Below are 24,986 nucleotides of genomic sequence, written 5' to 3' on the forward strand. Positions count from 1 at the left end.
ATTACTGTATTAGAAATGGAAAAAGTAGATCGCAACGGATAGTACCATCAGCAGGCAGACCCCATGATTGATACTGCTGACCACTTTAAATTCTTCGTGTTTAATTTCCCTGTTATTGGTACCAATATAGGGTTTGTCAACCAATTGGCCATGATAAACATTGGGCCCGCCAAAGCGTACATCCAGGATGCCCGCCAATGCAGCCTCAGGATAACCCGCATTCGGGCTTTTATGCTGATGCCCGTAATGCAATACAAAGCGCCAGCCCCTGAAACTGAGTGTCACCAGCAGCATGAGTATCGCCGTGATCCTTGCGGGAATAAAGTTTGCCACATCATCCAGCCTTGCGGCAAACTTGCCAAAATACTCGTACCGTTCGCTGTGGTAGCCGATCATGGAGTCCAGTGTGTTGATCATTTTGTAGGTCAGCATTCCCGGTACGCCGGCAATGAAATAAAAGAACAGGGGTGCCACCACCCCGTCACTCAGGTTTTCAGACATGGTCTCAAAAACGGCACTGCGGATCTGCTGGGAATCAAGTTTTGACGTATCCCGGCCTACGATCCAGGACAGGCGCTCCCGTCCGGCCTCGAGTCCGTTATACTGCAGGGCATCAAACACCTTTTTCCCTTCCGTGACCAGTCCTTTGTTCGCAAGGGCATAAAATATGAATACGGTGGCGAAGGGAAAGTACACCGGCACACCATAAAGGAGCAGAAAATGCACCATACCATAGAAAAACAGGTATGTTCCGGAGCACAGTACCAGTACCGTGATCATTCCCTTTACAAATCTGTATTTCCCTTTATTCAGCCGCCTTTCGGCGAGGCCGATCAATGTACCGAAAAAACGCACCGGGTGGGGCAGCCGGTATGGGTCGCCGAGCACCAGGTCCAGCAGGTAGCCCGCCAGCAATGGAATGATGATGATTACGTACGTTTCCATTCTGATAAAGCGTTGATCAATAATTTATTCTTAGCCGGGCTTAATGTAGCAATTCTGATGAAATTTTCGGAAAGCCCCCTGAAATTTCCTGCATCCCTGATCAGGATATTGAATTCATCCAGCAGGAACCGCTTTAAGCGGGAAGCATTTTCCACCTGCGTTTCTGCCAGGAAGAAATGGGTATGGCTTGGATAGATGGTTAGCGGTGCATTGTCCAGTTCCCTGATCAAATCAGCTTTATCTGCCAGCAGCTGCTGCAGTGGCAAGGTTAAGCTGTCAAGATGGTCAAAAATAAAATGGCCGGCCTCAAGCGCCATGGTATTCACGGTCCAGGGTAGTTTGGCAGACCGGAAAAGGGCAATGAGCGGTGGTTGCGCAACGATATACCCGAGTCTTAATCCCGGCACCGCGTACGCTTTGGTCATGGAACGCATCACTACGAGGTTACTGTATTTTTCAGTTGCTCCAACCAAAGAAGTAATGGAGCAGGTAAATTCTATAAATGCCTCATCTACTACAAACAATGTATGGGGGTGTTGTACGATCAGTTGTTCGAGTTCTGTCATCACTGCCCCTGTAGGATTATTCGGATTACAGATAAAAACCAGGTCCGTGCCTTTCAGCAAATGGTTGAGTTCAACGTCTTCCCAGCGGATGAAATTTATTTCATGTCCGTGCATGCGGCAGGCGTCTTCGTACTCGGCGAAAGCGGGAATAACTAACGTTGATCTCTTATGTTTAAAAGCCTGGGCAATCAGGTAAATACTTTCTGTACTTCCGCTGGTCACCAGAATGTGCCCACTGCCGAAACCATAATGCCCGGCAATTTTTTCAGTGAGGCTTTCGGCCAGCACTTCAGGATAGCGCATTACCTTATCCCAGTGTGCAAACAGGTATTCCTTCAGTCCTGCGGGTGCTCCTCCATGGTATACATTGGTGCTAAAATCTGCTGTTAATGGCTTATTGTGCAAGTAGCCGTCATCTCCGTGTCCCTGAAACATCTGTTAATCTTTTAATTGCTGATAGACCTGTTCAATATCCAGGTTTGCCCTTAACAAGTCTGCCAGTTTATCGTATTGCTCATTACGGAATGACTGATAATCGGCGGTGTCCACCTTTTCATCCGTATATGGGGCTACCAGTTCATTGATCACCAGCGGGTTATCCAGAATACCGTGCAGATAAGAGCCCCAGCATTTTCCGGAAAGGTAATGACCGTCAGGCTGTCCGTCAGAAAGAAGCGCAGTAGGTTCAGCACCGGCGGTGCTGCTTGTTTCTCCCATATGGATCTCGTATCCCCTGCAGATCTCAGGATAGCCGCGATAGGTAAAATCACATTGCCTGGTCGTTTTTTCTGCCAGCAATATGGTTCTGACGGGTAAAATGCCCAAACCGGTAACTTCCGTTACGGCAGACTCTACCCCGAGCGGATCTTCGATCAGTTCACCCATCATCTGGTACCCCCCGCAAATGCCGATCACTGTTTTCCCGTTTCGCTGTGCATGGATGATGGTCGTTGCCAGTCCGTTATTTTTAAGTTCGATCAGGTCTTCAATGGTATTCTTACTTCCCGGCAGGATAATGATATCCGCCCCTGCGATACCTTCCCGGGTATGTGTATAATATAGGTTCAGCCTGCTGTCATTATCCAGACGGTCGAAATCCGTAAAATTAGACATTCTGCCTACCAGCACAACGGCGATATTCACTTTATCTTTCACCGGCTGGTTTCGCTTCTGCTGCAAGGCCACAGCATCTTCTTCTTCAATAAAGATATCCCGGAAATACGGGATCATCCCGATAACGGGCACGCCGCAGAGGCGTTCAATGATCTTTTTTCCTTCGTCAAACAGACCAGCGTCACCGCGGAACTTATTGATGATGATCCCTTTGACACAAGCCCTTTCTGCAGGCCCGAGCAGGGCCATCGTACCGTAAAGGCTAGCAAAAATGCCTCCCCTGTCGATATCCGTGATGAGGTATGTTGCAGCGCCGGCAGCAATGGCCATACGCATATTGGTGATGTCCCGCGCTTTGAGGTTCAGCTCGGATATACTTCCGGCACCTTCCATTACGATAGGGTTATATCTTTCCGACAATCTTGCATAGGCGAGTTTTACCTCTTCAAATAAGGCAGACCTGTCGCCCGACATAAAATATTCCTTTGCGGTCTGGTTACCGATGGATCTTCCGTTCAGGATCACCTGTGATGTTTTATCCGTAGTGGGCTTTAGTAAAACGGGATTCATATCGGTATGGCAGGGAATCCCTGCGGCTTCGGCCTGTACGGCCTGCGCACGACCAATTTCAAGCCCTTCAGGCGTAGCATAACTGTTCAGCGACATATTCTGCGCCTTGAAAGGCGCAGGCGCATAACCATCCTGCATAAATATCCGGCAAAATCCTGCAGTAATCACACTTTTCCCTACATCAGACGATGTCCCTACGAACATCACAGGCCTGAGTTTATGTTGCGTTTCCATCAACTGCAATCTTACACTTTTATCTCTCAGCTTACAAGTGTATAAGCAAATCTGTAAAAAAAATTAATAGGATGATTACTATTGCGGATCATACTGATAAACAATATGGTATGGAATATTTTTCAGGTTGGAGGCCAGCTGACCGATCGAAAGGTCTTCCATTTCAGGTGTTGCCTCACATGCAGAATATATTTTACCCTTGTACCGGATAGGTTCTCCTACCGGTTTGCTGAATTCCACAGCCATCATAATATGGGTTGGATATAAGAGTGCGATCATCGGGAGATTGTAGATCTCTTTGACCAGGTAAAAGAACAGGGCGGCCCTGTCGTCACAATCGCTGTAAGTCGATGACAGCGTTTCTTCGGGAGACATCCTTTTCTCTTTGCCGAAGTTCTCCTGATCGTTCTCGTACAGGAAAGCATAACGGGTAAACCGCATCAGGTAGTCTACCCCTTTCTTCTGGTTCATCCGCTGCACATTCTTTTTCAAAAGGGGAATCAGCGAACCGTAGGTCTCTTTGCTCAGCGGAATATTGAAATAGCTTTCAAAGTCTACCCCGGGGTAATTGGCGAAGATCGTTTTCAGTGCCGGGTTCAGCTTTATGTTGAAATGATATTGTTTATGATCATAGATGAAATCCAGTTTTTTCTCCGTGTAATCAGCCGCATTGAAGTCGGGCATACGCGTTACCTTGTATGAAAACGCTTTTCTAGCCTCCGGAATGTCAATTTTCACCGGTATCGGGGGATCATCGTTTAGGTTGGCCTTGCCGTAATCGTGGTAATTGAGGCACATATATTTTTTGCCCTCTACCTGAAAGAACGGAATATCAGAAATATCCTCGTCATTGAAAACATAGAAGATGATCTTTTGATGGGATAATGCAAGCCTTGCATCATATCCCGATTTAGTGAGCATAAACCATTTATACAGCGTATAATTACCATAATTGAGTTCTTTGGGGCAAAGCCGCTGTGCCACTTTTCGGATCAGCTGGTAGTAAAGCCAGTCGTTCAGCCGGTATTTTTCCCGGTAGGCCAGCAGGGAGTCAGTCAGGGGCTGACAGGTGGCGGAGTTCAGCGTTTTGAATCCTGCCCTTACAGCTTCTTCAGAGAGATTTTTTTGCAGATCCAGGGAAATTGTACCATCTGTCACCAAATGAAAGGTATGGCCATAAAATTCAAGAGAACTGCTACTTAGCGTATCCTGGCTTCTGGCTTCGGAAAAGCTGAAACAGAATAACACAAGAAATACAGTCAGTAGCCTGTTCATGGCGCTCTTATTTGGTGATATTAAATATAATGATTTTAACTGATATGCAGGCGATTAATTTATCATATAATACATGACAAAGGTATTACTCTATACAATTACTAGATTTAATAATAATAGCCTATCTTCGTATCAATATTAATTTCAAAGACAATAAAAATGCACCATATCATTTCTAAAACCTTCTCCGTATTTAGTTTACTATTACTGCTGTCCGGCTTTGCTATGGCAGATACAGGCCTTCAGAATGGCCTTTGGCGTGCTTCCCTCTTAAGAGAAGACGGAAATCATATCATTTTTACCCTGCAGGTGGAGCAGCAACAAGGAAAGACAATCCTGTATGTTGTAAACGGACAGGAAAAAATGCTGGTTAAGGATGTTCAGCTGGTTAAGGATTCCATGTTCGTCGATATGCCGGTTTTTGAATCTTCGTTTAAACTGAAGATTATATCAAAAGATAGTATCGCAGGTACCTGGTATAAAAGAGGTTCCGTAAAAGACATGGAAATGCCCTTTACAGCCTCGGCAAAACAGAATTATCGCTTTGCACCGGTAAACGGCAATGCGTTACAGCAGGTGGAGGGAAAATGGAAGATTGATTTCCTGAAAGACCATGAACCTGCAATCGGCAACTTCTCACAAAAGGGAAACCTGGTTACAGGATCTGTACTCACCACTTCAGGTGATTACCGCTTTCTTTCGGGAACAGTGACGGGCAACCTGCTGCAGCTGTCTACTTTTGACGGCGTTCATGCCATATTATTTACTGCAAGAGTGAATAACAATGTGCTGTCTGATGCACGTATGTACAGCGGTAAGACCTCTGTTCAGGAATGGACGGCCCTGAAGGACTCCAATGCACTGCTGCCCGCGGAGACACTGACCAAACTGAAAGATGGTGAAAATGGTACGCTGGATTTTAGTTTTACAGATCTGGACGGCAAAAAGGTATCCATTAAAGATGAACGTTTTAAAGGCAAAGTAGTTGTGATCCAGCTGATGGGCTCATGGTGCCCGAATTGTATGGACGAAACTGCTTTCATGAGCGAATATTACGATAAGAACAAACAGCGCGGAATTGAGATGATAGGGCTGGCCTATGAGTACAGCACGGAGATCAGCCGCTCGATAGCAAGCGTTCGTAAATTCCAGAAAAGATTCAACGTACATTACCCTTTGCTGATCACTCCTGTGAAATTGACAGATCCGCAGCGTACCGAAAAAACGCTGCCGCAGCTTACCGAGATCAAGGTCTTCCCTACTACGCTTATTCTGGACAGGAGCGGGAAGGTTGTGGAGATCACTACAGATTTCTTCGGTCCCGGAACCGGAGAATACTATACAAAGTTTAAAGAAGAATTTGAACGTAAGATGGATAAGCTAGTGAAGAATCAGAGTTAAGATATTTGGAAACCGAAAAAATCTTCCTCTAAGAGCGCATAATGATAGTTATCTTTCCATTCTCCTCTTATAGGAAGTATTTTTCTCCTTAGGCCCTCCCTTTGCATGCCTATTTTTTCCAGGACTTTGTTTTATTGCTGGCTTCGCCGATAATCTCCAGGCTCCTTATCAACGCTCTGGATAAGATGGGATCATTAATTACATCATCCTTATCTTTTCCATTTGTAGACTGCCTGCATACTCCAATGTTAATCATATATTAACACAAATAAAATCAATCCTCACAGCGAATATTATTCAGGGAATATAACACCTCTACAATCGTATCTCAGCAAACAAAAACCCGCTTGAGCATTAGCCTAAGCGGGTTTTATCATTAAAGCAGCTCCAACAGAGCCCCTTTTTTCTTTATACAGCTGCTACTGCAACTTTCAGTTGTTTTCTGGTTGAAGCAGTCAGTTCGCGTTTAGCCAGTGCATGGCACTCATAGATCGCGTCACTGAACATCATCTGCTCCGGTGGAGTTTTCTGCGTAGAAGCAGAAGGACCTCTTAAAGCGCCTACCAGGCCTAATTCTCTTGCTACATATACATATCTGATCGCATCGATCACCACACCCGCAGAGTTAGGTGAATCCTGAACGGACAGCTGCGCATCAAATACTACCGGGGCGCCCATAAAACCTTCCAGTTCAAGACGGAAGTTAGCCACCTTATTATCACCATAAAAAGCAATATATTCTGATGGTCCAGCATGAAGGAAACTGTCTTCAGTAGAGATTCCCCTGATGTCATTCTGTGCCCTGATCACGTTTTCTTTAGAGATCTTTTTAGATTTCAGACGGTTTTTGTCTTCCATGTTCAGGAAGTCTGTATTTCCGCCAACGTTTCTCTGGATATGTGCTTTTACATGATGTCCCCTTTCAAAGGCAAGTTCCTGCAGCATTTGTGAAACGATACTTGCACCAAACTGGCTGCGCATATCATCACCGATGATCGGGATACCAGCATCAATGAACCGCTGCTCCCACACCGGGTCTGAGGCGATAAATACAGGAATACAATTCACCAGTGAAATGCCAAGTTCAAGACAGATCTCTGCGTAGAATTCTGTGGCCTGCTGTGAGCCCACAGGAAGGTAATTGATCAGTACTTCAGCTTCATGTTCACGCAGATGAGCAATGATCTCTTCACGCAATACACTTACCTGCTTTTTATCATAAGAAACGGCATCAATTAAGATATCTGTATTTTTAAGTTCATCCTTGATCACAAACCTGCTTGCTTCAGGGTAAGCAGCCATCTGTGGGGATACACCATCGATAACAGGCGACCTGTATACAGGTGCTTCTGATTCGATATCCGCATTCAGCACCATCGTACAGTTTGGCTTTGCAAAAATAGCATCCTTTAAAGGGACACCGATCTTTCTTTCATCCACATCAAATCCACAAACGAATTCAATGTTTGCTGCTTTGTATCCACCAATATCATCAGCCATTAAACCTGACGTCTTATCAGTAAATTTTGTATAATATTCTACACCCTGAACGAGTGAGCTGGCGCAATTGCCTACGCCTAAGATGGCAACTCTGATTTTTTTTCCTTGGTTTTGCATTATCGAACTTTGGTTATTCTTAATTTTTCAGATGGAGAACTTTTAAGGCAGAATCCATCCATCTCACATTGGCAAAAATAGAAATCAGATTACAATTTCCATCATATTTGTTAACAATATCAGTAAAATTATCCTTGACAGATTAAATTTTACATTCTGACAACTTTAACTTCATAGTCAGTTTGTATAAGACTCTGTCCTGTTACCTAATTATTAGATAGTTTAAAGGTTGCCGCAAGATACACGTTAAAATCCAATATAATTCAGGATTTCAACGCCTGAATTGATTCATAATGAATTATTTGAACTGTAGTGAAACCCAAAAACATCTGAGTAACGCCATGCTAAATTGATTTAATATTAGAACCAGCAGTTTACAGATTTCGTAATTTACGAGGTCAAACCTCTGGTTCATTTTTTTGTTATGCATGAGGTAATACTCACGAAATGGAAAATTATAAAGATCAACAGACTATTCTTCCTTACATGATGCTTGTAAATGCAGCGGAATTTATTGAATTCGCCGAAACTGTATTTAATGCACAGGTATTATTGCTGAATATGGCTGAGGATAACAGAACTGTTCTAAATGCAGAGATCAAAATTGGCCATACAGTGATGTTACTGTCAGAGGCAAAAGATAAATACGGAAAAGCCTGCGGTAATTTTTTCATCTATGTTGGTGATGCTGACGAAACCTTTAACAGGGCTATATTTCATGGCGCGTCAATTGTAACCGAGGTTGCAGATAGGGACTACGGAAGAAGCGGCGGTGTCGAAGATCCTTTCGGCAACACCTGGTGGCTGACCACGGCGTAGATTGTTTGTTAGCTGCTTAGAGATCTTCTGGCTTCGCTGAAAAAAATGTACTGTTAGTTTGGTGCTGCCGGCTGCTGAAGCGCAGCCGAGAAGGCACCAAACTAACAGTACATTTTTTTTAAAGGATATCCACTGCAGGGCGGCTTAGCGGGGTTAGAAGATTCCTTGCAGAACCTCCCTTGTACAATCCCATACCCTCTCCCCTGCATAGTGCCATTGGATAGCTGAGAAAAAATCAAAAGAATGGTATCCCGGCCTTGTCGTTCTTTCGCGCAGCGAATTAATGCAGCCGGAATACCATTCTTTTGATTTTTTACAAGAGAATCTTTTAAACGAAGCCCCTTACGATTACCCCCGGGAATACGGAGAATAGCACAGCCCAAAAGATATTACATATTACAGGGCACTTCAAAAAACAACGTCTACAACAAGTACTTCAGCGACAATCCCGCATAGCCATTCCTTTTCGGCGAGGGATTAAAATATGCCGGTTGCGCACCTCCATATCCCACTGCATTTAACGACAGGATAGAACTGTAAGACTCATTAAAGACGTTATCAATACCGCCATACACGTTCAGTTCAAATGACCGCCCCAGCTTTCTTTTATATCCCGCTTTAGTACCCGCTACCCCATAAGATTTGTTATAATTCCCATTGCTGTCATTCAGCGGCGTTTTATCGTTATAATAATAGTTCAGGTAAACATAGAGGCCAAATCTCGTCTCCATATCCAAACCTGCGCTGAGCACCCATGGCGAAACACCAGTCAGCTTATTGCCGTCATACGTGGCGGTTACTGCACCTACAGCATTCAGGATCTTATAATCCTTAAACTTAAAATCTGAATACGTCAGTGCCACAAAAGGCCGCAGGCTTGCAATAACATGATCATCTTCCGGTTTCAGTACTTGCCATGACAGGGCAAGTTCCGCGCCATCGTGCGTAGTTTTACCTGCATTATTATATATAGTAATGCCTTGCTGAACCGACTGTCCGATCAGCTCAGCCTTCATATCCATTTTGAATACCGAGAGATCATAGCTCAGTCTCGAATGAAAGAGATTCCCTTTGGCATTAACCTCGTAATTCAATGCTTTTTCGGCCTGAAGGTTCGGGTTGATAGAGCCGTCTACGTTCTTCACTTCCGAACTTGAAGGAGGCGAAAAACCTGAACTTACGCTCGCATGTAAACTCAGTACTTCAGAGAAATGATGACTCAGGGCAATGCGCGGGGTAGCCTGTGGTTTAAAATCCTTGATCCCGCTTTGCGCAGGCAGCAGGTAGTTAGACACATCATATTTCAGGCTGTTGTAACTCAGCCCCAGGGTAAGCAGCGTTTGGGTACCAAGCCTGGTCTCCGACTGGTAAAACAAAGAATAAAGCGTATTGTGGTAATCAATATTTGCCGTTAGTGCTCCCTCCGTTCCGTGGTTGTTTACATATTGTGTTCCCTTGGTGAGGCCCTGGTTAAATTCAGCGCCCACAATAAATTGGGTGGGCAGTGCAGAAAATTCAGGATCATAGGTGAACCTGGTCCTTCCGCCATAACTCTGGTAAAAGTTCCTCAGGTAGGCATATGGCAGAGGATGGTTCAGGTCGTACGAATACGTAAACACACTGGTGCTGTTCGAAAACTGGTTGCTAAAGCGGTATTGCTGTCCCAGTCCTACCCTTGTCCAGGTTTGATAGCGCCCTGCCTGTTTATCCAGGTTACTGGCGTTGGCCTGTTTTGGATCTGCCGCCACCTGGTCAGCTGTTAAAGATCCCGGGATCTGGGAATATTGCGTAGTCCTGTTTAGGAGGAGCGTAATGATGCGTTTATTGCTTGGAAAAAGCTGGAAGTTCCCGGAAAGGAAGCGCCTCATATCATTACTGTGCGCGCGGTAGCCGTCATATTCCTGCCAGCCGTAAGATACATAACTGTTGATCTGGTCGCCGCCGCTTCTGTAGGCAGCTGCCAGGCGGTGTAAACCATAACTTCCTGCCAGTGCGGAGGCCTCAAAGCTCTGTTCCTGATAGGGAGAGCGTTGTAGCTGAAAATTGATCACCCCTCCTGTTCCCGCGCCGTAAATACTCGAAGCAGGACCTTTGATTACTTCGGCCCTGCCGATGCTGTTCACATCCAGCGCTTCAATACGCGTAGTTCCGTCGGCTTCTGTGACAGGGATATCATTCAGGTATACTTTAATATTCCTCAATCCGTAGGAAGAACGGACGCCATTCCCGCGTATCGAGATCCTCGCCTCCGAAAGGGTACTCTGATCCATTCTTACGCCCGGCACAGCATTTAAGGCCTGTTGGAAGGACAATCCGCTTCCGCGGTTAATGTCTGCACTGGTGATCAGTGCAATAGCGCCGGCAGTCTCCTTTTTGGTACGGTTCCCCGCAAATCCGGTGACGCGCACTTCATTCAGGTTAGATTCATCCGCATCCATCTGGATATTGATGTTCCCCTCCCTAGATGCTGATTTCAGCACCTGTGTTTTAAACCCTACCAGTACAAAACTGATCAAACCATTATCATTATACTGAAAAGAAAAATGTCCGTATTGGTCAGATTCAGCCAGTACCTGACCTGCAGAATTTTTAATACTTACACCGGCAAGCGCCTGTTTGGTTTGAGAGTCGTAGATATTGCCGGTAAGGGCTTTATCTTGTGCCTGCGCGCGATCAGAAAAAATAGAGAACGCAGCAAGCAGAATGAGGTATCTGAAGATGTTCATTAGAAATTGCGAAATAAAATCCATAAAAATTAGCCCGCCCATTTTCCTTATCAGCCCTGGGGCCGGGAAATGAGCTGGAAAAATACCGGTATCCAGAGATACCGGTTATACAATAAGGATTTATACGCGCGGTGGCTGAAAGATATCAGCAGCAAACTGAGGCAGGCGAAACGGGATTTCAGACCGGTATTCTTTGTCGATCTGCAACACAAACGGGGAGAAAGACAGCCTTTCAACCACTACTCCCTGCTGGAACATCAACCGCTGGTTTTCACCGTCCCTGCTTTTTTCTTTTTGTTCCGCCTGTTTTAACTTCCGCATCAGGTAACACTTTCCATTACAGTGCAGCTGAGGTTTATCGCGGTTAACACACAGTTCGGAGACAATATAATTCTGGTTCAGTTCAAAACCGGCATATACAAACAGCTGACCGAAATTGGCTGCAAGTGTGCTAAAGATTAATATATGCGCAAGAATGGTTTTGAACATTTTGCAAATATATAAAATCTACGCACTAACTGACCTGTCTAAATGAACATAACCGCCGTCAACATACATTAACTGGCCTGTAGTATGGCTTGACCTGGGCGACAGCAGGAACAATACCGCATTTGCGATCTCCCCGGCCGTGGTCATGCGGTTTTCAAGAGGGATCTTGGCCAGCGTATCCTGCAGCTTCTTTTCCGGGTCAGGCAGTGAGTTGATCCAGGTTTCATACAGCGGCGTATAACACTCCGCCACGATCACCGCATTTACACGAATGCTGTATGGCAGCAGCTCTACGGCCCATTCCCTGGTCAGCGCATTCCTGGCACCATTGGAGGCGGCATAAGCCGAAGTTCCCCCCTGCCCCGTTTCTGCCACCTTTGAGCCGATGTTAACGATCGCACCCTTGCTTTTCTTTAACCATGGCAGGCAGTGCTGTGCCATCAGGTAATAATGGATCACATTTTTATGGAGGCTGCTTACAAAAGCATCATAACTTCCGTGCTCCAGTCCTACGCCGTCATTCACCCCTGCGTTGTTGATCAGCCCGTCTATGCGGCCAAATTTTTCAACAACCTTGTTTACGGTAAGCTCAGCCTGTTTAGGGTCGGTAAGTTCCGCAACCACCTGGAAGGCATGCAATCCGCCGGCCGTAATATCCGCCAGCAGCCTGTTGTTGTCAGCCTCATTGCGGCCCACGATCACAGGAATTGCACCCTCATTTGCCAGTTGGCGCACAATCCCTTCCCCAATTCCTTTCGCACCACCGGTAACGATCACTACTCTATCTTTTAATTGCAGATCCATGTTAATGATTTATTGTTTAACATAAGCCTTAAGCTCCTGTTTTGCACTTCCTAACCCTTCAATTCCCAGTTCTACCACATCACCTTCCTTTAAATACACAGGGGGGTTGAAGCCCAGTCCTACCCCAGCAGGCGTGCCTGTAGAGATCACATCTCCGGGAAGTAAGGTCATGTACTGGCTCAGGTAAGAAACCACATGGGCAACAGTAAAGATAAAGTTCGATGTACTGCCATCCTGCATGGTCTTGCCATTTACGGTAAGCCACAGGCGAAGGTTATTGATATCGCCCAGTTCATCAGGTGTTGCCAGGAAAGGACCCATCGGTGCAAAAGTATCGCAACCTTTACCCTTATCCCAGGTACCGCCTTTTTCAAGCTGGAACTCACGTTCAGAAACGTCATTGTGCAGTGCATATCCGGCAACGTAATCCAGGGCATCAGCCTCATCCACATAAGATGCTTTTTTACCAATGATCACTGCCAGTTCCACTTCCCAGTCTGTTTTCACGGAATTCTTCGGGATGATGATCGCATCATTTGGCCCCGCAAGCGAAGTGGTAGATTTCATAAATATAATCGGCTCAGCTGGTATCTGTGCATTTGTTTCTCTTGCATGGTCTGCATAGTTTAACCCTATACAAACAATTTTGGAGGGACGGGCGACAGGTGATCCTAAACGTGCACCGGCAGGAACCTCAATCAGTGCTCCTTCGTTTGCTTTAACAAACTCTTCCAGTCTCTGCAGTCCGTTATCTTCAAAGAACTCTTCATTATAATCTCCGCCAAAGGCAGAAGTATCGTACTTTACATCATTGATGATCACACCGGTTTTTTCCTTACCGGCCTCACCCCATCTTATTAACTTCATATGAATATTAGTTATTTAATTTTATAAATCCTCCGTCAATCGGATAATCGTTTCCCGTAATAAACCCCGCTTCTTCAGAACACAGGTACAATGCCAGGGCTGCAACTTCTTCGGGTTTCCCCATGCGGCCTACCGGCTGGCTTTTGGACAGCTTTGCAAAGATCTCCTCTTCCTGTCCGGCATAATTTTTAGCAATAAAGCCATCCACGAACGGCGTATGTACCCTTGCCGGGGAAATGCTGTTACAGCGGATCCCATCGGCCATATAATCTTTGGCTACAGACATCGTCATGGCAAATATGGCGCCTTTACTCATGGAATAGGCAAACCTGTCGGATATACCTACCAGGGCAGCAATTGAAGCCATGTTCAGAATGGCGGCAGTCTTGCTTTTCTTCAGTAACGGAAGTCCTGCAAATAACGCATTATATGCGCCTTTAACATTCACGTCGAACACCTTTGTAAACTCATCCTCGCTGGTGGTATCAGCTTTTCCGATATGGGCGATTCCGGCGTTATTGACCAGGATGTCAAGCTTTCCGATCTGGTTAAAGACCTTCAGCACTTCCTGCTGGCTGCTTACATCACATCCACAGGCAAAAGCCAGGCCCTGCTTTTCTTTGATTTCATTAACCGTCTCCTCAGCTGCTGCAGCATTGAGCTCGATGATATGTACCTGGGCACCCTGAGTGGCAAACAATACAGAAATAGCCCTTCCAATCCCGCTTCCGCCACCGGTAACGATCGCTGTTTTTCCTTCTAAACTAAACATATTTTAAATTATAATGAAACTCCTCTTTTCCATGGGATAAAATCATCCTGTCCCAGTTCTACTGCTTTAGGTTTGATACGGCCACTGGCCACTTCTATCACATAATTGAGCAGGCGCTCCCCTGCTTCTTCAATACTCTCCCTGCCTTCGATGATGGTGCCGCAGTTGACATCAATAATATCAGGCATTTTATTGAACAAGGCAGTATTGGTTGATATTTTAACTACCGGTGCCACAGGATTTCCTGTTGGCGTTCCAAGGCCGGTAGTGAACAGCACAATGTTTGCACCTGAGGCCACTTCCGCGGTAGTACTTTCTACATCACTTCCTGGCGTACACAACAGGTTTAATCCAGGTTTCGTTACCTTATCAGGATAATCCAATACGGCTGTAACCGGGGAGTTACCTCCCTTTTTTGCTGCACCGGCAGATTTTATGGCATCAGTAATCAGCCCGTCTTTGATGTTCCCGGGTGAGGGGTTGGCGTAAAATCCAGATCCCGTAGCTTCGGCCAGTGCATTGTATGTGCGCATCAGCCCCATAAAGCGCTCTGCGGTATCCACATCGGCACATCTGTCGCTGAGTTCCTGTTCTACCCCGCATAATTCGGGGAATTCTGCCAGGATCACACTACCGCCCATGGTCACCAGCAGGTCTGAGAGATGACCCAGTGCCGGGTTGGCAGAGATGCCAGAAAAACCATCAGAACCACCGCATTCCAGACCTACGCAAAGTTTAGACAGGGGGGCAGGACTTCTCTGCTGCTGATTGGCAACCATCAGTCCTGCAAAGGTTTGTTTTAATGCTTCCTCAAGCAGTTTACTTTCTGTTCCCAGCTTCTGCTGCTCAAGGATCACCAGGGGTTTCTTAAAGTTGGGATCACGCTTTTTGATCTCCTCTTCGAGGATGCTTGCCTGGGCATGCTGACAGCCGAGGCTGAGGACGGTTGCGCCAGCTACGTTGGGATGGGTAATGTACCCTGCCAGTAAACCGCAGAGCGTATCGGAGTCCATCCGTGTACCGCCACAGCCCATGTCATGGTTCAGGAACTTGATCCCGTCAATGTTCGGGAACAACTGGCTGGTGGGCCTGGCTGCAACGGAGCGCTGCAGGTCGGCATTCAAAATATCTTCTACGGATTTCCCCGTCTTATAAAGCTCAATCAGGCTCTCTACTTCGTTCTCATAACTTTTGGGTTTCTTGAAGCCCAGCTTACCGATCAGTGCTTCTTTGAGCACCTCCACATTGCGGTTTTCGCAGAATACCAGCGGTATGACGATCCAGTAGTTGGCGGTACCTACGCTGCCGTCTTCACGGTGGAAACCCATAAAGGTTTTATCCGCAAAAGCAGTAACGTCCGGCTGCTGCCATTGTGTTTTCCGCTCCCCGAGTTCATAATCTTCAGCTGCATGTACCACATTATTTACAGTAATTGCAGCACCAAGAGCAACAGGCTCGCTCGCCTTGCCCACCAGCACCCCGTACATAAAGATCTCCTCTCCTGCCGCAAGCGGGAATAGAGTAAATTTATGTTTGGCTTGTACCGGGGTAAGCAGCTCAAAGCTCCGCCCGTTAAAATTAATCCCGGTACCTGCTGGCAGATCAACCAGGGCTACCAATACATTATCAAGGGGGTGTATTTGTATATACGACGTTGTTTGTATGGCCGGCATAGGTCTAGAGTTCAAAAATTTTATCCATTAACATCCATTTTTCCCCGGGTTTCGCTCCCGGTAAAGCCTGCTGATATTTCCACATCAGCTTTTCCCATTCCTGTACTTTTTCATTTCCATTATCCATGTCTGCTTTCTTTTCAAAGCTGAAGCTGTCATTCACTTCCATGATCATAAACAGGCGGGTTCCCAGCCTGTAGATTTCCATCTTCTCAATACCGGCTTCATTAATACTGATATAGATCTCAGGCCATATATGCTGGTGTATTTCTTCGTATGCTGCGATCAGCTCCGGATCATCGATCAAATCGAGTGTAAGACAATATCTGTTCATAACCTGTATTTTTTTGGTACGTTATATATTCGGTTATTCAAAGGAAGGAAATTCTGATGTTATATATTTTATCATTTGAACTAAAGATTAAATGATTTTGGCATATTTACAGTTTATCTGATATCATTTGTAACAAAAATAGATGAAGCCGCAACTTTTAAAAGTATCTACCACACCTATAAATTCATTCAGCGCCCGGCAGGACAATGTTCCCTATATCAATAACCGCTGGCATTACCACAATGAAGCAGAGCTCATTCATTTTAAAAGCGGAAACGGCACACAATTCATCGGTGACAGTATCAAACGCTTCAGGTCGGGCGATGTGATCCTCATCGGCTCCAACCTGCCCCACTACTGGCGGTTTGACGATGTCTATTTTGATGAGCAGATCAAAACCACGGCCGACGTCCGCGTGATTCATTTCAACGAAAATTTCTGGGGAGACACCTTCCTGAACCTGCCGGAGAATAAACTGATCAGGATCACGCTGGAAAAAGCAAGGCGCGGAATACAGATCGGCGGTCAGGCCCGTCAAGATATTGGCGATATCCTGGAGCTGCTGCTGAAAGCTGAAGGAACAAAAAAGATCATCCTGCTGATGGAAGCCCTAATGGCGATAGGAAATTCCAGCCAGGTAAAACTCCTGTCATCCATGGGCTTCAAGCATAATTTTGAGGAAACTGAAAATGACAGGATCCATGCCATATATGAATTCTCACTGGCCAATTTCAAGCGGAAAATCCCGACCGGCGAAGTCGCGGAGATCGCACATGTAAGCATCAATTATTTTTGCCGCTACTTTAAATCAAGAACAAGAAAGACCTATTCCCAGTTCATCAATGAAATAAGAATAGGTCATGCCTGCAAACTGCTCATCGAAAATAAGATCAACGTCAAGCAGATCTGTTATGAAAGCGGCTTTTACAATTTCGCCAGTTTCCATAAATATTTTAAGTCTATCACCGGCAAAAGCCCGCTCCACTACCAGCGTGAGTTCCATCATGAAAGGAAGGAGTCTTCTTCCCTGATGATCTGAGTTATTTCTTTTTTGGAACCTTTGCGCCTTCTTTCCTGGCTTCCGAAAGCCCGATGGCTACAGCCTGCTTTTTAGAGGTTACTTTTTTGCCGCTTCCTGATTTCAGTTTGCCTTCTTTCATCTCGTGCATGGTGTCTTCCACCTTTTCGCCCGCTTTTTTTGAATACTTAGCCATAATATTTAATATAAAATGCAGCATAAGAACAAAACAGACGAGCCGCGGTTTTTATTTTTTTAAAAATTAAAAAGGCCAGCAAAATGAATTGACTGGCCTCTGATAATGATATTATAAGTAGCTTACTGCATTCCTGCTAAAGTAGTTTTCAGGGTTTTCACGGTGGCATTCGGACTGGCCGGATCTTTAAAGATGGCACTGGCAGTTGTTGCTTTACCATAAAAGCTTTTATTGGAAGCCGCATCAATATCCAGTGAAGCACCGTTTAATGTAATTCCGGCAAAAAGTCCTTTGCTTCTGGAGTAGGAGTAAACCTCAGCCTCCAGTTTATAGTCGGTATTGGCTGTAGAGCTTCTGCCTACAGGTCCCGCCGCTACAGAAAGATCTCCCCCAAGGGTGAAACTGCTTTTGTTGATCTCGGTCAGGCTTTTACTATGTCTGAATATGAGGACAAGATCTACAGACTGAACGCCGATCTGGGCACCGATACTACCGCCTGTCATGGTTACAAAAACAGGATTACTCCAGGTACCATCAGCTTTTTTAACCATGGCAATACCTTTACCGCGTTTACCACCCACTACAAATCCTGCATTAATTAGTTTGGGAACAATAATAATCCCCTGCGTAACGGCCAGCAGCTCAGACGGAATAGATTCCTTCATCTTACTAAAATCTGTAAGTACAGTAGTTGCTGCCTCAATTTTTTGCTGCTCCTTATCCTGGGCATAGGTTGAGCCTCCTATAAAAAGCCCTGCGCATAAAAGCAAAGCTCCCCTTAAGTTTGTAATTTTCATAGTCTGATGTTTTTGTTTTTAAATGTTGAAGCCAGGCTTCATCAACAATCAGAACAAAATAAAAGCCAGAATTTGCTGTAAGGAAAATAAAAGGATAATATTTCTTAACTATCCTTACATCCTCTTATGATCAGGCAGCAAATTCCGGCTTTATCAGGATGGAAATGCCTATCTTTGGTTAGGCTGCTGGAAGACGTAGGTTGTTGCCGTAACAGTAGCAATGGTGGGATCTGTGTCGTACTGTCCTTTAATTTCTGTAGCAGAAAATTGGAAAACTGGTTTAATTTCTAATTTCAGGGATTTTGAGAATGACTTTTTCATGATATATAGTTTTTGGTATACATCAATTTTAAGTGTGTCTCAGATCATTATAAAAGTTATTACGCGAACGCCAATAATGTAAGGGTAAATCAGCATATTATCCCTTATATTTGATTGTATGATTTTTGCAAAAAACAGTAAAAAGACCAAATTCTATGGCACCCATATTCTGGTATGGGTACTGTTTATCATATATGAATCAATAATTACCATTGTCCTCACAGGAAAATTCTGGACGCTTTTAGATTATTTTAACTCCTATTTCATTAACATAGTCTTATTTTATGTTAATGCACACCTGGTTTTACCCTACTCACACAAAAAACCATTTTACATTACCGCTGCTTTTATTCTCCTGGAACTGATTTGTTCCACGCTGCTCAAATATTCTCTTTCAGAAATTCTCCTGTACCTGAAGGTTACCGCTGATTCTCCGTTTAAGAATATGTACACCGGCCTCAGTTATACCGTCTGGAGGTTCATTTATTTCATGGGGCTGAGCGCAGGATACTGGTTTGCGCTAAATACAATCATAGAAAGGAAGAAGGTATCTGACCTCGAGAAGAAAGAGTTGCTGAGCCAGCTGCAGAACGAGCAGCTGGAGAAAAAGCTCGCGGACTCTGAAATCGCCTACCTCAAGGCACAGATCAATCCGCATTTTCTTTTCAATACGCTCAACTTCCTGTACAACTCCGCTTTAAAGACATCCGTCGAACTATCCGAACCTATACTCCTTTTATCCGATATTATGCGTTATGCGCTGACGGAGACACCACAATCCGGTAAGGTGAACCTGGAGGACGAAATAGAACAGATCAATACATTTATAGACCTCAACCAGTTCCGGTTTGACCATAACCTGCAGCTCTCCTTTAATGTATCGGGCAATGCTGCGGGCATCATGATATTACCGCTGATCCTGCTTACCCCTATAGAAAATATATTTAAATACGGCGACCTCAAAAACACCAGCCACCCTGCAACGATAAATCTTGTGATCCGGGAAAACCAGTTACACTTAACCAGTATAAACAGGAAACTCAAATCACGGAGACATATTCCCAGCAATGGAGTCGGACTAAAAAACTTGAAATTGCGTTTAGATGCCTATTATTCGGACGCCCATCAGATTCATGTTTCCGAAAATGAGGATGATTATATTTTTGACCTTCAAATAACTTTATAAACCTTATGTATAAATGTTTTATTATCGATGATGAATCACATGCGATCGACACCCTGAAAAAGTATGCAAAGGACAGCGGACAACTTGAAGTAATGGGCACTTCACAAAATCCGATGGAGGCTGTTAAGTATATCAATGAGCAAAAGAATATTGATATCACTTTCCTGGATATCGATATGCCGGAGATTTCGGGACTGGACGTTGCAGACCTCATTTATAACAATACAGCTATCATCTTCACCACCGGCCACGCAGGTTATGCCGTGCAGGGATTTGAAAAGAACATCTCCGACTTTCTCCTCAAACCCATCTCCTTTGCCAGGTTCTTAAAATCGCTGACCAAAGTGATGGCACAACTGGAGAGAAAGGCGCAGGAAGAAGCCAAGAACGATACCTATTTCTTCGTCAATCCAGGCATTAAAGGCAAAATGCTGAAGATCAACTTTAACGATGTGGATTATATCGAAGGGCTGAATAACTATATCGTTATACACACCCCTCCAAGCAGCAGTATCATCTACCTGACAATGAAAGAAATAGAAGCAGGACTACCGCCCGATATCTTTATCCGCATCCATAAATCCTACATCGTGAACATCAATAAAGTAACGCTGATGGAAGGAAATAAGATCATGATCAATAAACTGATCTTCCCTATCGGGTCTTCCTACAAAGAAAAACTCCTGAAGAAAATCAACAACAATATCATTAAGACCCATCGCTAGTTGTGTAGATCAGAAAGGACTGGTGTTTCTTCATAAAATGATAGATCAGGTATTCATACTCCCTGGGCGTGTTTTCAAATATCCTGTTGATATGCAGGTGAACCAGATTGATCAGTAAATTATACCGCGCCGCCTGATCCCATCCCTCAATCCGCGCCACCAGAGACTGCAGCATCCGGTCAAAATCCAGATCAGCCTTTTTCTTTCTCTGAAGTGCGCGGTGCTGCTTGTTTTCAACAATCTGCTTCTGGAACTTCCGGTACCTCAGATCCAGTTTCTGCACTACCTCCCTATCCCTGCTGAACTCTGCCGAAAGATTGCTGAACGCCTCATTCAGAAAATCTGACCGTTCCTTTTTATCAGTGATGAACCCCCGGATGATCTGCAGGGAGCTATTTACCGCAAAGGCCAGCTTAAAGTTGGTGTTCAGCACATTGCCTGAAAATGCCGCGAGTATAAACTCACTGTTTCTGTAGAAAAACGACTCTGCTTCAGCAATTAACGATACAGAATATTTTTCCAGCTCCCGCTGATAGGAATCCAGTACCAGGTCGAATACCTTACCCTCCCTGGACAAGGGCTGCAGTTTACGGATCAGATCAGCCAGCAGCTCATGGGAAGGCTTTTTGCCGGCAAAGAACCTCAGCCTCAGGTGAAATCTTGGATCCAGGTACCTGATAAAAAACCATTTGAAATCAGGATTGTCTTTTTTGTACTTCCTCAGCACCGGCATAATGAAGCGCAATAGAATTTCGTCAGTTAAAGAATAGTGCGCATATAGTTTGATGTAGAGCCATTCTTCACCCGGAAGAAAAGAGCGTTTTACTTTTACATCCTCCTTCAGCTGCCTGGCGGGCTGCTGCCGGGGCAGCTGGTAAACGGCCAACTGATTGATGACGCAGGCAAGGAACTGACCGGCGAAAGGCTTCCCCCTGCCGTCCTTCAGCACCGGGCTCCCGGCAAAAATGTACTCGGTCAATGTGGCCGTTTTTTTATTCCTGACACACTTCCTGAACAGGTCAAGATCATTTTCATCGTCCCGGTTGAAGACCAGGAAATTGTCGCCCTCCAGCAGGCAGAAATGTCCCGGTAAATTAAAGTCCATCGCCGGGAATACATCCTCAGTGACTACTTTTTTTAGCTGTTCCTCATTCAGTACCCAGGTTGCAGGACTCAGCACGGCATCTTCCACCTGCAGGCGCGGGTAATAATCCATTCCCGGAAAAAGATTGCTCAATGTTAAGGAGAGGTTGGATTTGATGCCCTGGTATTGCAGGTCACACAGGAACCTGAAGACAGGTATAGCTGAAATCTTATAGTTGTAAGCGGATGATAACCTGGGAATGATATAGCGGTCCAGTTTTACGGACCGCAAAAACAGCTGGTTGTCCTGCACGGAGACCATCAAATCGCTCAGGCTGATCGTAAACTCCTCAGGGCGTACAGCATGGGTTAGTATAGGGATTTCGTAGGGGTAGTAGTGGCCCCTCTGGTTGACATTGGAAGTCCTGTCATTGGGCGACCATGCAATTTCTGCAAACACAAAATCGCTGTTTAATGCCATTTCCTGTTCGCATATCTTTTTGAGGGAGGTTTCCATTTCTGTGCCGGAGGGACTGAACCTTGCACTGAGCTCTATTCCCGATACCCCGCCTATGGTGTCTGTCCAGAGTTCATTGCCGATAGATCTGAAGAGCACAAACATGCCCGGCGGCAGTTGCTGCCCGCTTTCAGGAAGCCCGTGCAGGTCATCGCTGCTGATCATGATCCTATCGGCACCTTCTTTTTTCAGGTTGCTCCATTTCCTGAAGATCATCTTTTCAACTGCCCCCCATCGGGCTCCCGCCTTCCCTTCCTTTTTTTCCCGCAGGTCATCAATAAAATCCTCATTTTGTGCATCAAAGGCTGATGCCATATTTTCATAGCCGATGCCGGATCCGGGATCAAGGGCGATCATCAGCGGCACTTCCTGCTGATCATACTTTTGGACGAAGTGCTGCTTAAACTGCTCCATGGTATCTATATGGTGGTCGCCCGTTAACTTATCCATATTCCTGATCAGTGTGACCAGCCGTTCCTGAAGCTGCTGGTTAAGTCCGCCCTGCAGACTGCGCTGGTACAAACTATAAGACGAGTTCTCCCCATTTTTGCCTGCCAGATAGCTGATATGAGCATTTAATGCTGAAAGATCTGGTGCAGCACTTCCCTTCAGAGGCAACCTGAAGGAGCGCAACCGACAGCTGTCGATACCCGGATATTTACCAAGCAACTCCAGGCAACGCTCATTGAACAGCTGGCCGGTCACATTGGGCGTAAGGGCAGAAACCACCACCTGCCCGCTGAGCAGCCCCTTAAAATAGTCCTCTAATGGTGCCTCTTCCCCATATTCTTCTTCCAGGAAACTGATGATCTCCCCCTTTGTCCGCCCTTTACTGATGAATTTCAGGAGTTTGTTTAATCCAGGGGTAATTTTAAGCTGTACAATTGCAAACTTTTTCTTCTCCCCGGAATAGGCCTGGCTGATGAAGCGTAACTCTTTAGAAGAGGGATAGAGGGAGTTATTGGTATAGTACCGGACTGCATCAAAATTAGCTATGTTCAGGCTGCTGACATCATCCAGCACCAGCTTAAAGTCGGGGTGTACGATCAGCTCATCCTCATCTGAGAAGCACAGTGTTCCATCTCCGTCATTTGCCCAGGTACCGGCAGAATAAGAGGAGAAGAAACCATAGGGCAGAGCCCTGTAACACATCCGGTTCAGGTACTTCCATAGGGTAAGCCTTGCACCCGGGCTTAGATCTTCATAACGGAAATCTTTTTTCTGCAGTTCAGTATAGAAGGTCTGGCTCGCAAAAAACAGGCTCGCCCGGAAGAAATCCGTCTGTAATACCTGCTGCAAATACCCCCCGTTAAAATCTTCATAACTGTAAGCCGGTGACCGGATCAGCAAAAAAGGATCAATTTTTAATTGATGCATAGCAGGATTTTTTTTTATAGTTTGAACATTAGATTACATCAGAAAAGTAATGTTTCCTTACCCTGAAAATAAACCAAAATTAATCAGCCTAAATACAGCGTATAAAACACAGCAATCCCGAATATACTAAAATATATATCCGGTAATTTATAACCATTTTTTAGAAAAAATTTCTGTTTATGAAATAGGTATGCGGTACGCACATCTACGGCCACCGTCAACAATATACTCTATACGTTTTATAGGTACACTTGCTCCAATGACATTTTGCAGGGTTTTGAATTCCGCACTGCAAATAGCAGGATTAGCATGGGCTGCTGCTCCTATCGGACAATGATTTTCGATAAAGATAAAACCTTCCTCATCTTTGATAAACTGGGCCATATACCCCTCTCCCGTACGGATTGATACAAAAGCATGTAACCTTTGCTCCAGGTCTGTAATCCCTTCCAGGGCTTCAAGATACCTGCTGGTACCCCTTTCCCCGTTGGCATTGATTACTTTAGAAACAGCCTGTTCCCCGAGTGTCTCCTTCATGACTTCCATCAGCTTTACAGTGAGGGCCGCATGGGTATCGGGAAAGCGCATCTGCCCCATACTGGTGAGCGACCACAACTGCTGTGGCCTGCCCCGACCTGTTACGGTTTTGCTGGAGGTAACGATGCCTTCCTTTTCCAACCGCAGCATCTGAAAACGTGCACCTTCCACCGTCACCTGAAACTCACGCGCAAGTGCCGACAAAGACTGCGGGCCACTGGTTTTCAACAGCTCTACAGCACGCTCCCTAAATGGCAGTTTATGTTCCGTTTCCATTACAACCATCCTAACTCCAGTCTGGCCTCATCACTCATCATATCCCTGTCCCATGGCGGATCAAAGGTAAGGCGCACTTCTACCTTGCCAATTCCCGCTATGGCCTTTACTTTTGTTTCTACCTCGCCCAGGATTTCTCCCGCAGCAGGACATGCCGGTGCCGTAAGTGTCATATAGATATGCACGTTATTATCTTCCAGCATCTGAATCTTATAGATCAGTCCCAGTTCAAATATATCAACTGGTATTTCAGGGTCGTATATCGTATGTAACGCCTCTTCAATCTTGTCTCTTATTGATAGTTCAGCCATGATCGTCTAATTATTTTTCCTGTTCAATAAAACCAGCGGCATAAATTTTCATTTGCTGCAGCATTGATAATAAACCGTTGGAACGGTTTGGCGACAAATGTGTCTTTAAGCCTATGGTATTAATAAAATAAAGATCACTTTCAACAATTTCCTGAGGTGTATGGCCGGATAAGACCCTTACCATCATACTGATCAGTCCTTTGGTAATGATCGCGTCACTGTCAGCGGTGAACCAAACCTTACCGTCTTTATATTCGGGCTGCAGCCACACGCTGGACTGGCAGCCTTTGATCAGTTTTTCCGGTATCTTATATTGCGGGTCAATTAAAGGCAGTTCTTTCCCAATCTCGATGATATTTTCATATTTGTCCATCCAGTCGGAAAAGAGTTCAAACTCCTCAATAATCTCATCCTGTTGTTCGTTAATCGTCATCTTT

General features: G+C 45.2%; 25 protein-coding genes. 5 read left to right on the forward strand and 20 right to left on the reverse strand.

Features of this window, described 5'->3' with window-relative positions:
• Positions 1 to 9 precede the first annotated feature (9 nt).
• From cbiB to BLW16_RS06370, 4 genes are all read right to left on the reverse strand, one after another.
• Positions 10 to 945 (reverse strand): adenosylcobinamide-phosphate synthase CbiB, encoded by a 936-nt coding sequence (cbiB, locus tag BLW16_RS06355; RefSeq protein WP_090555745.1) that lies wholly within the window; start codon positions 943 to 945, stop codon positions 10 to 12.
• Positions 930 to 1,946, reverse strand: coding sequence for a pyridoxal phosphate-dependent aminotransferase (locus BLW16_RS06360; protein WP_090555746.1), 1,017 nt, complete (start codon positions 1,944 to 1,946; stop codon positions 930 to 932). Before BLW16_RS06360 ends, cbiB begins: the two co-directional genes overlap by 16 nt.
• 3 nt (positions 1,947 to 1,949) lie before the next feature.
• Positions 1,950 to 3,428 (reverse strand): cobyric acid synthase, encoded by a 1,479-nt coding sequence (locus BLW16_RS06365; RefSeq protein WP_217631521.1) that lies wholly within the window; start codon positions 3,426 to 3,428, stop codon positions 1,950 to 1,952.
• Between the two features lie 78 nt (positions 3,429 to 3,506).
• Positions 3,507 to 4,703, reverse strand: coding sequence for a hypothetical protein (locus tag BLW16_RS06370; RefSeq protein ID WP_245735149.1), 1,197 nt, complete (start codon positions 4,701 to 4,703; stop codon positions 3,507 to 3,509).
• Positions 4,704 to 4,862: 159 nt separating this feature from the next.
• On the opposite strand from BLW16_RS06370, the gene BLW16_RS06375 reads away from it, so the two are divergent.
• The gene (locus BLW16_RS06375; protein ID WP_217631522.1) at positions 4,863 to 6,104 is read left to right on the forward strand and encodes a peroxiredoxin family protein; all 1,242 of its coding nucleotides are present in this window, start codon (positions 4,863 to 4,865) and stop codon (positions 6,102 to 6,104) included.
• A gap of 109 nt (positions 6,105 to 6,213) precedes the next feature.
• Here BLW16_RS06375 and BLW16_RS23170 read toward each other — a convergent pair whose 3' ends face one another.
• On the reverse strand, positions 6,214 to 6,360 hold the full coding sequence (locus BLW16_RS23170; protein ID WP_175470491.1) for a HepT-like ribonuclease domain-containing protein: 147 nt from the start codon (positions 6,358 to 6,360) through the stop codon (positions 6,214 to 6,216).
• Between the two features lie 152 nt (positions 6,361 to 6,512).
• On the reverse strand, positions 6,513 to 7,721 hold the full coding sequence (locus tag BLW16_RS06385) for an inositol-3-phosphate synthase (RefSeq protein WP_090555747.1): 1,209 nt from the start codon (positions 7,719 to 7,721) through the stop codon (positions 6,513 to 6,515).
• Between the two features lie 447 nt (positions 7,722 to 8,168).
• On the opposite strand from BLW16_RS06385, the gene BLW16_RS06390 reads away from it, so the two are divergent.
• Complete coding sequence (locus BLW16_RS06390) at positions 8,169 to 8,540, forward strand: VOC family protein (RefSeq protein ID WP_090555748.1); 372 nt, start codon at positions 8,169 to 8,171, stop codon at positions 8,538 to 8,540.
• 422 nt (positions 8,541 to 8,962) lie between these two features.
• On the opposite strand, the gene BLW16_RS06400 is transcribed toward BLW16_RS06390, so the two are convergent.
• The 7 genes from BLW16_RS06400 to BLW16_RS06430 form a co-directional block, all read right to left on the reverse strand.
• Complete coding sequence (locus tag BLW16_RS06400; protein WP_175470492.1) at positions 8,963 to 11,266, reverse strand: TonB-dependent receptor family protein; 2,304 nt, start codon at positions 11,264 to 11,266, stop codon at positions 8,963 to 8,965.
• Between the two features lie 120 nt (positions 11,267 to 11,386).
• Entirely contained in the window at positions 11,387 to 11,755 is a 369-nt protein-coding gene (locus BLW16_RS06405; RefSeq protein ID WP_090555751.1) for a hypothetical protein, read from the reverse strand.
• Positions 11,756 to 11,773: 18 nt separating this feature from the next.
• Entirely contained in the window at positions 11,774 to 12,559 is a 786-nt protein-coding gene (locus BLW16_RS06410) for an SDR family oxidoreductase (protein WP_090555752.1), read from the reverse strand.
• Between the two features lie 9 nt (positions 12,560 to 12,568).
• Positions 12,569 to 13,426 (reverse strand): fumarylacetoacetate hydrolase family protein, encoded by an 858-nt coding sequence (locus BLW16_RS06415; protein WP_090555753.1) that lies wholly within the window; start codon positions 13,424 to 13,426, stop codon positions 12,569 to 12,571.
• 7 nt (positions 13,427 to 13,433) lie between these two features.
• A complete protein-coding gene (locus tag BLW16_RS06420) occupies positions 13,434 to 14,198 on the reverse strand; it encodes an SDR family NAD(P)-dependent oxidoreductase (RefSeq protein ID WP_090555754.1) in 765 nt (254 codons plus the stop codon).
• An 8-nt stretch (positions 14,199 to 14,206) separates the two neighbouring features.
• The gene (locus tag BLW16_RS06425) at positions 14,207 to 15,871 is read right to left on the reverse strand and encodes a UxaA family hydrolase (RefSeq protein WP_090555755.1); all 1,665 of its coding nucleotides are present in this window, start codon (positions 15,869 to 15,871) and stop codon (positions 14,207 to 14,209) included.
• Between the two features lie 4 nt (positions 15,872 to 15,875).
• The gene (locus tag BLW16_RS06430) at positions 15,876 to 16,205 is read right to left on the reverse strand and encodes an L-rhamnose mutarotase (protein WP_090555756.1); all 330 of its coding nucleotides are present in this window, start codon (positions 16,203 to 16,205) and stop codon (positions 15,876 to 15,878) included.
• Between the two features lie 142 nt (positions 16,206 to 16,347).
• Between BLW16_RS06430 and BLW16_RS06435 the strand changes: the two genes are divergently transcribed.
• Complete coding sequence (locus tag BLW16_RS06435) at positions 16,348 to 17,244, forward strand: AraC family transcriptional regulator (RefSeq protein ID WP_090555757.1); 897 nt, start codon at positions 16,348 to 16,350, stop codon at positions 17,242 to 17,244.
• Between the two features lies 1 nt (position 17,245).
• Here BLW16_RS06435 and BLW16_RS23175 read toward each other — a convergent pair whose 3' ends face one another.
• The 3 genes from BLW16_RS23175 to BLW16_RS23180 form a co-directional block, all read right to left on the reverse strand.
• On the reverse strand, positions 17,246 to 17,419 hold the full coding sequence (locus tag BLW16_RS23175; protein ID WP_175470493.1) for a DUF6496 domain-containing protein: 174 nt from the start codon (positions 17,417 to 17,419) through the stop codon (positions 17,246 to 17,248).
• A gap of 122 nt (positions 17,420 to 17,541) precedes the next feature.
• The gene (locus BLW16_RS06445) at positions 17,542 to 18,216 is read right to left on the reverse strand and encodes a lipid-binding SYLF domain-containing protein (protein ID WP_090555759.1); all 675 of its coding nucleotides are present in this window, start codon (positions 18,214 to 18,216) and stop codon (positions 17,542 to 17,544) included.
• 168 nt (positions 18,217 to 18,384) lie between these two features.
• The gene (locus BLW16_RS23180; protein ID WP_175470494.1) at positions 18,385 to 18,537 is read right to left on the reverse strand and encodes a hypothetical protein; all 153 of its coding nucleotides are present in this window, start codon (positions 18,535 to 18,537) and stop codon (positions 18,385 to 18,387) included.
• 118 nt (positions 18,538 to 18,655) lie between these two features.
• On the opposite strand from BLW16_RS23180, the gene BLW16_RS06450 reads away from it, so the two are divergent.
• Together BLW16_RS06450 and BLW16_RS06455 are read left to right on the forward strand one after the other, a co-directional pair.
• Positions 18,656 to 19,723 (forward strand): sensor histidine kinase, encoded by a 1,068-nt coding sequence (locus BLW16_RS06450; RefSeq protein ID WP_090555760.1) that lies wholly within the window; start codon positions 18,656 to 18,658, stop codon positions 19,721 to 19,723.
• Positions 19,724 to 19,728: 5 nt separating this feature from the next.
• The gene (locus tag BLW16_RS06455) at positions 19,729 to 20,448 is read left to right on the forward strand and encodes a LytR/AlgR family response regulator transcription factor (RefSeq protein ID WP_090555761.1); all 720 of its coding nucleotides are present in this window, start codon (positions 19,729 to 19,731) and stop codon (positions 20,446 to 20,448) included.
• On the opposite strand, the gene BLW16_RS06460 is transcribed toward BLW16_RS06455, so the two are convergent.
• The 4 genes from BLW16_RS06460 to BLW16_RS06475 form a co-directional block, all read right to left on the reverse strand.
• Positions 20,432 to 23,425, reverse strand: coding sequence for a lantibiotic dehydratase (locus BLW16_RS06460; RefSeq protein ID WP_090555762.1), 2,994 nt, complete (start codon positions 23,423 to 23,425; stop codon positions 20,432 to 20,434). The two genes, BLW16_RS06455 and BLW16_RS06460, sit on opposite strands and share 17 nt — an antisense overlap.
• 177 nt (positions 23,426 to 23,602) lie before the next feature.
• A complete protein-coding gene (locus BLW16_RS06465; RefSeq protein WP_245735150.1) occupies positions 23,603 to 24,238 on the reverse strand; it encodes a helix-turn-helix transcriptional regulator in 636 nt (211 codons plus the stop codon).
• Complete coding sequence (locus BLW16_RS06470; RefSeq protein WP_090555764.1) at positions 24,238 to 24,549, reverse strand: DUF59 domain-containing protein; 312 nt, start codon at positions 24,547 to 24,549, stop codon at positions 24,238 to 24,240. Before BLW16_RS06470 ends, BLW16_RS06465 begins: the two co-directional genes overlap by 1 nt.
• A 10-nt stretch (positions 24,550 to 24,559) precedes the next feature.
• Positions 24,560 to 24,982 carry a SufE family protein gene (locus BLW16_RS06475; RefSeq protein WP_090555765.1) on the reverse strand — a complete coding sequence of 141 codons (423 nt, stop codon included), beginning with the start codon at positions 24,980 to 24,982 and terminating at the stop codon, positions 24,560 to 24,562.
• Positions 24,983 to 24,986 lie beyond the last annotated feature (4 nt).

The organism is Pedobacter hartonius, from assembly GCF_900107535.1.
Taxonomy (GTDB): domain Bacteria; phylum Bacteroidota; class Bacteroidia; order Sphingobacteriales; family Sphingobacteriaceae; genus Pedobacter; species Pedobacter hartonius.

Coding starts and splice junctions, on each gene's coding strand:
- BLW16_RS06375 (WP_217631522.1), top strand. CDS start 4,863: ATGCACCATATCATTTCTAAAACCTTCTCCGTATTTAGTTTACTATTA.
- BLW16_RS06465 (WP_245735150.1), bottom strand. CDS start 24,238: ATGGAAACGGAACATAAACTGCCATTTAGGGAGCGTGCTGTAGAGCTG.
- BLW16_RS06470 (WP_090555764.1), bottom strand. CDS start 24,549: ATGGCTGAACTATCAATAAGAGACAAGATTGAAGAGGCGTTACATACG.
- BLW16_RS06385 (WP_090555747.1), bottom strand. CDS start 7,721: ATGCAAAACCAAGGAAAAAAAATCAGAGTTGCCATCTTAGGCGTAGGC.
- BLW16_RS06445 (WP_090555759.1), bottom strand. CDS start 18,216: ATGAAAATTACAAACTTAAGGGGAGCTTTGCTTTTATGCGCAGGGCTT.
- BLW16_RS06390 (WP_090555748.1), top strand. CDS start 8,169: ATGGAAAATTATAAAGATCAACAGACTATTCTTCCTTACATGATGCTT.
- BLW16_RS06430 (WP_090555756.1), bottom strand. CDS start 16,205: ATGAACAGATATTGTCTTACACTCGATTTGATCGATGATCCGGAGCTG.
- BLW16_RS06425 (WP_090555755.1), bottom strand. CDS start 15,871: ATGCCGGCCATACAAACAACGTCGTATATACAAATACACCCCCTTGAT.
- BLW16_RS06405 (WP_090555751.1), bottom strand. CDS start 11,755: ATGTTCAAAACCATTCTTGCGCATATATTAATCTTTAGCACACTTGCA.
- BLW16_RS06435 (WP_090555757.1), top strand. CDS start 16,348: ATGAAGCCGCAACTTTTAAAAGTATCTACCACACCTATAAATTCATTC.
- BLW16_RS06365 (WP_217631521.1), bottom strand. CDS start 3,428: ATGGAAACGCAACATAAACTCAGGCCTGTGATGTTCGTAGGGACATCG.
- BLW16_RS06450 (WP_090555760.1), top strand. CDS start 18,656: ATGATTTTTGCAAAAAACAGTAAAAAGACCAAATTCTATGGCACCCAT.
- BLW16_RS06415 (WP_090555753.1), bottom strand. CDS start 13,426: ATGAAGTTAATAAGATGGGGTGAGGCCGGTAAGGAAAAAACCGGTGTG.
- BLW16_RS06475 (WP_090555765.1), bottom strand. CDS start 24,982: ATGACGATTAACGAACAACAGGATGAGATTATTGAGGAGTTTGAACTC.
- BLW16_RS23180 (WP_175470494.1), bottom strand. CDS start 18,537: ATGAAAAAGTCATTCTCAAAATCCCTGAAATTAGAAATTAAACCAGTT.
- BLW16_RS06420 (WP_090555754.1), bottom strand. CDS start 14,198: ATGTTTAGTTTAGAAGGAAAAACAGCGATCGTTACCGGTGGCGGAAGC.
- BLW16_RS06460 (WP_090555762.1), bottom strand. CDS start 23,425: ATGCATCAATTAAAAATTGATCCTTTTTTGCTGATCCGGTCACCGGCT.
- BLW16_RS06360 (WP_090555746.1), bottom strand. CDS start 1,946: ATGTTTCAGGGACACGGAGATGACGGCTACTTGCACAATAAGCCATTA.
- BLW16_RS06370 (WP_245735149.1), bottom strand. CDS start 4,703: ATGAACAGGCTACTGACTGTATTTCTTGTGTTATTCTGTTTCAGCTTT.
- cbiB (WP_090555745.1), bottom strand. CDS start 945: ATGGAAACGTACGTAATCATCATCATTCCATTGCTGGCGGGCTACCTG.
- BLW16_RS06410 (WP_090555752.1), bottom strand. CDS start 12,559: ATGGATCTGCAATTAAAAGATAGAGTAGTGATCGTTACCGGTGGTGCG.
- BLW16_RS06400 (WP_175470492.1), bottom strand. CDS start 11,266: ATGAACATCTTCAGATACCTCATTCTGCTTGCTGCGTTCTCTATTTTT.
- BLW16_RS23175 (WP_175470493.1), bottom strand. CDS start 17,419: ATGGCTAAGTATTCAAAAAAAGCGGGCGAAAAGGTGGAAGACACCATG.
- BLW16_RS23170 (WP_175470491.1), bottom strand. CDS start 6,360: ATGATTAACATTGGAGTATGCAGGCAGTCTACAAATGGAAAAGATAAG.
- BLW16_RS06455 (WP_090555761.1), top strand. CDS start 19,729: ATGTATAAATGTTTTATTATCGATGATGAATCACATGCGATCGACACC.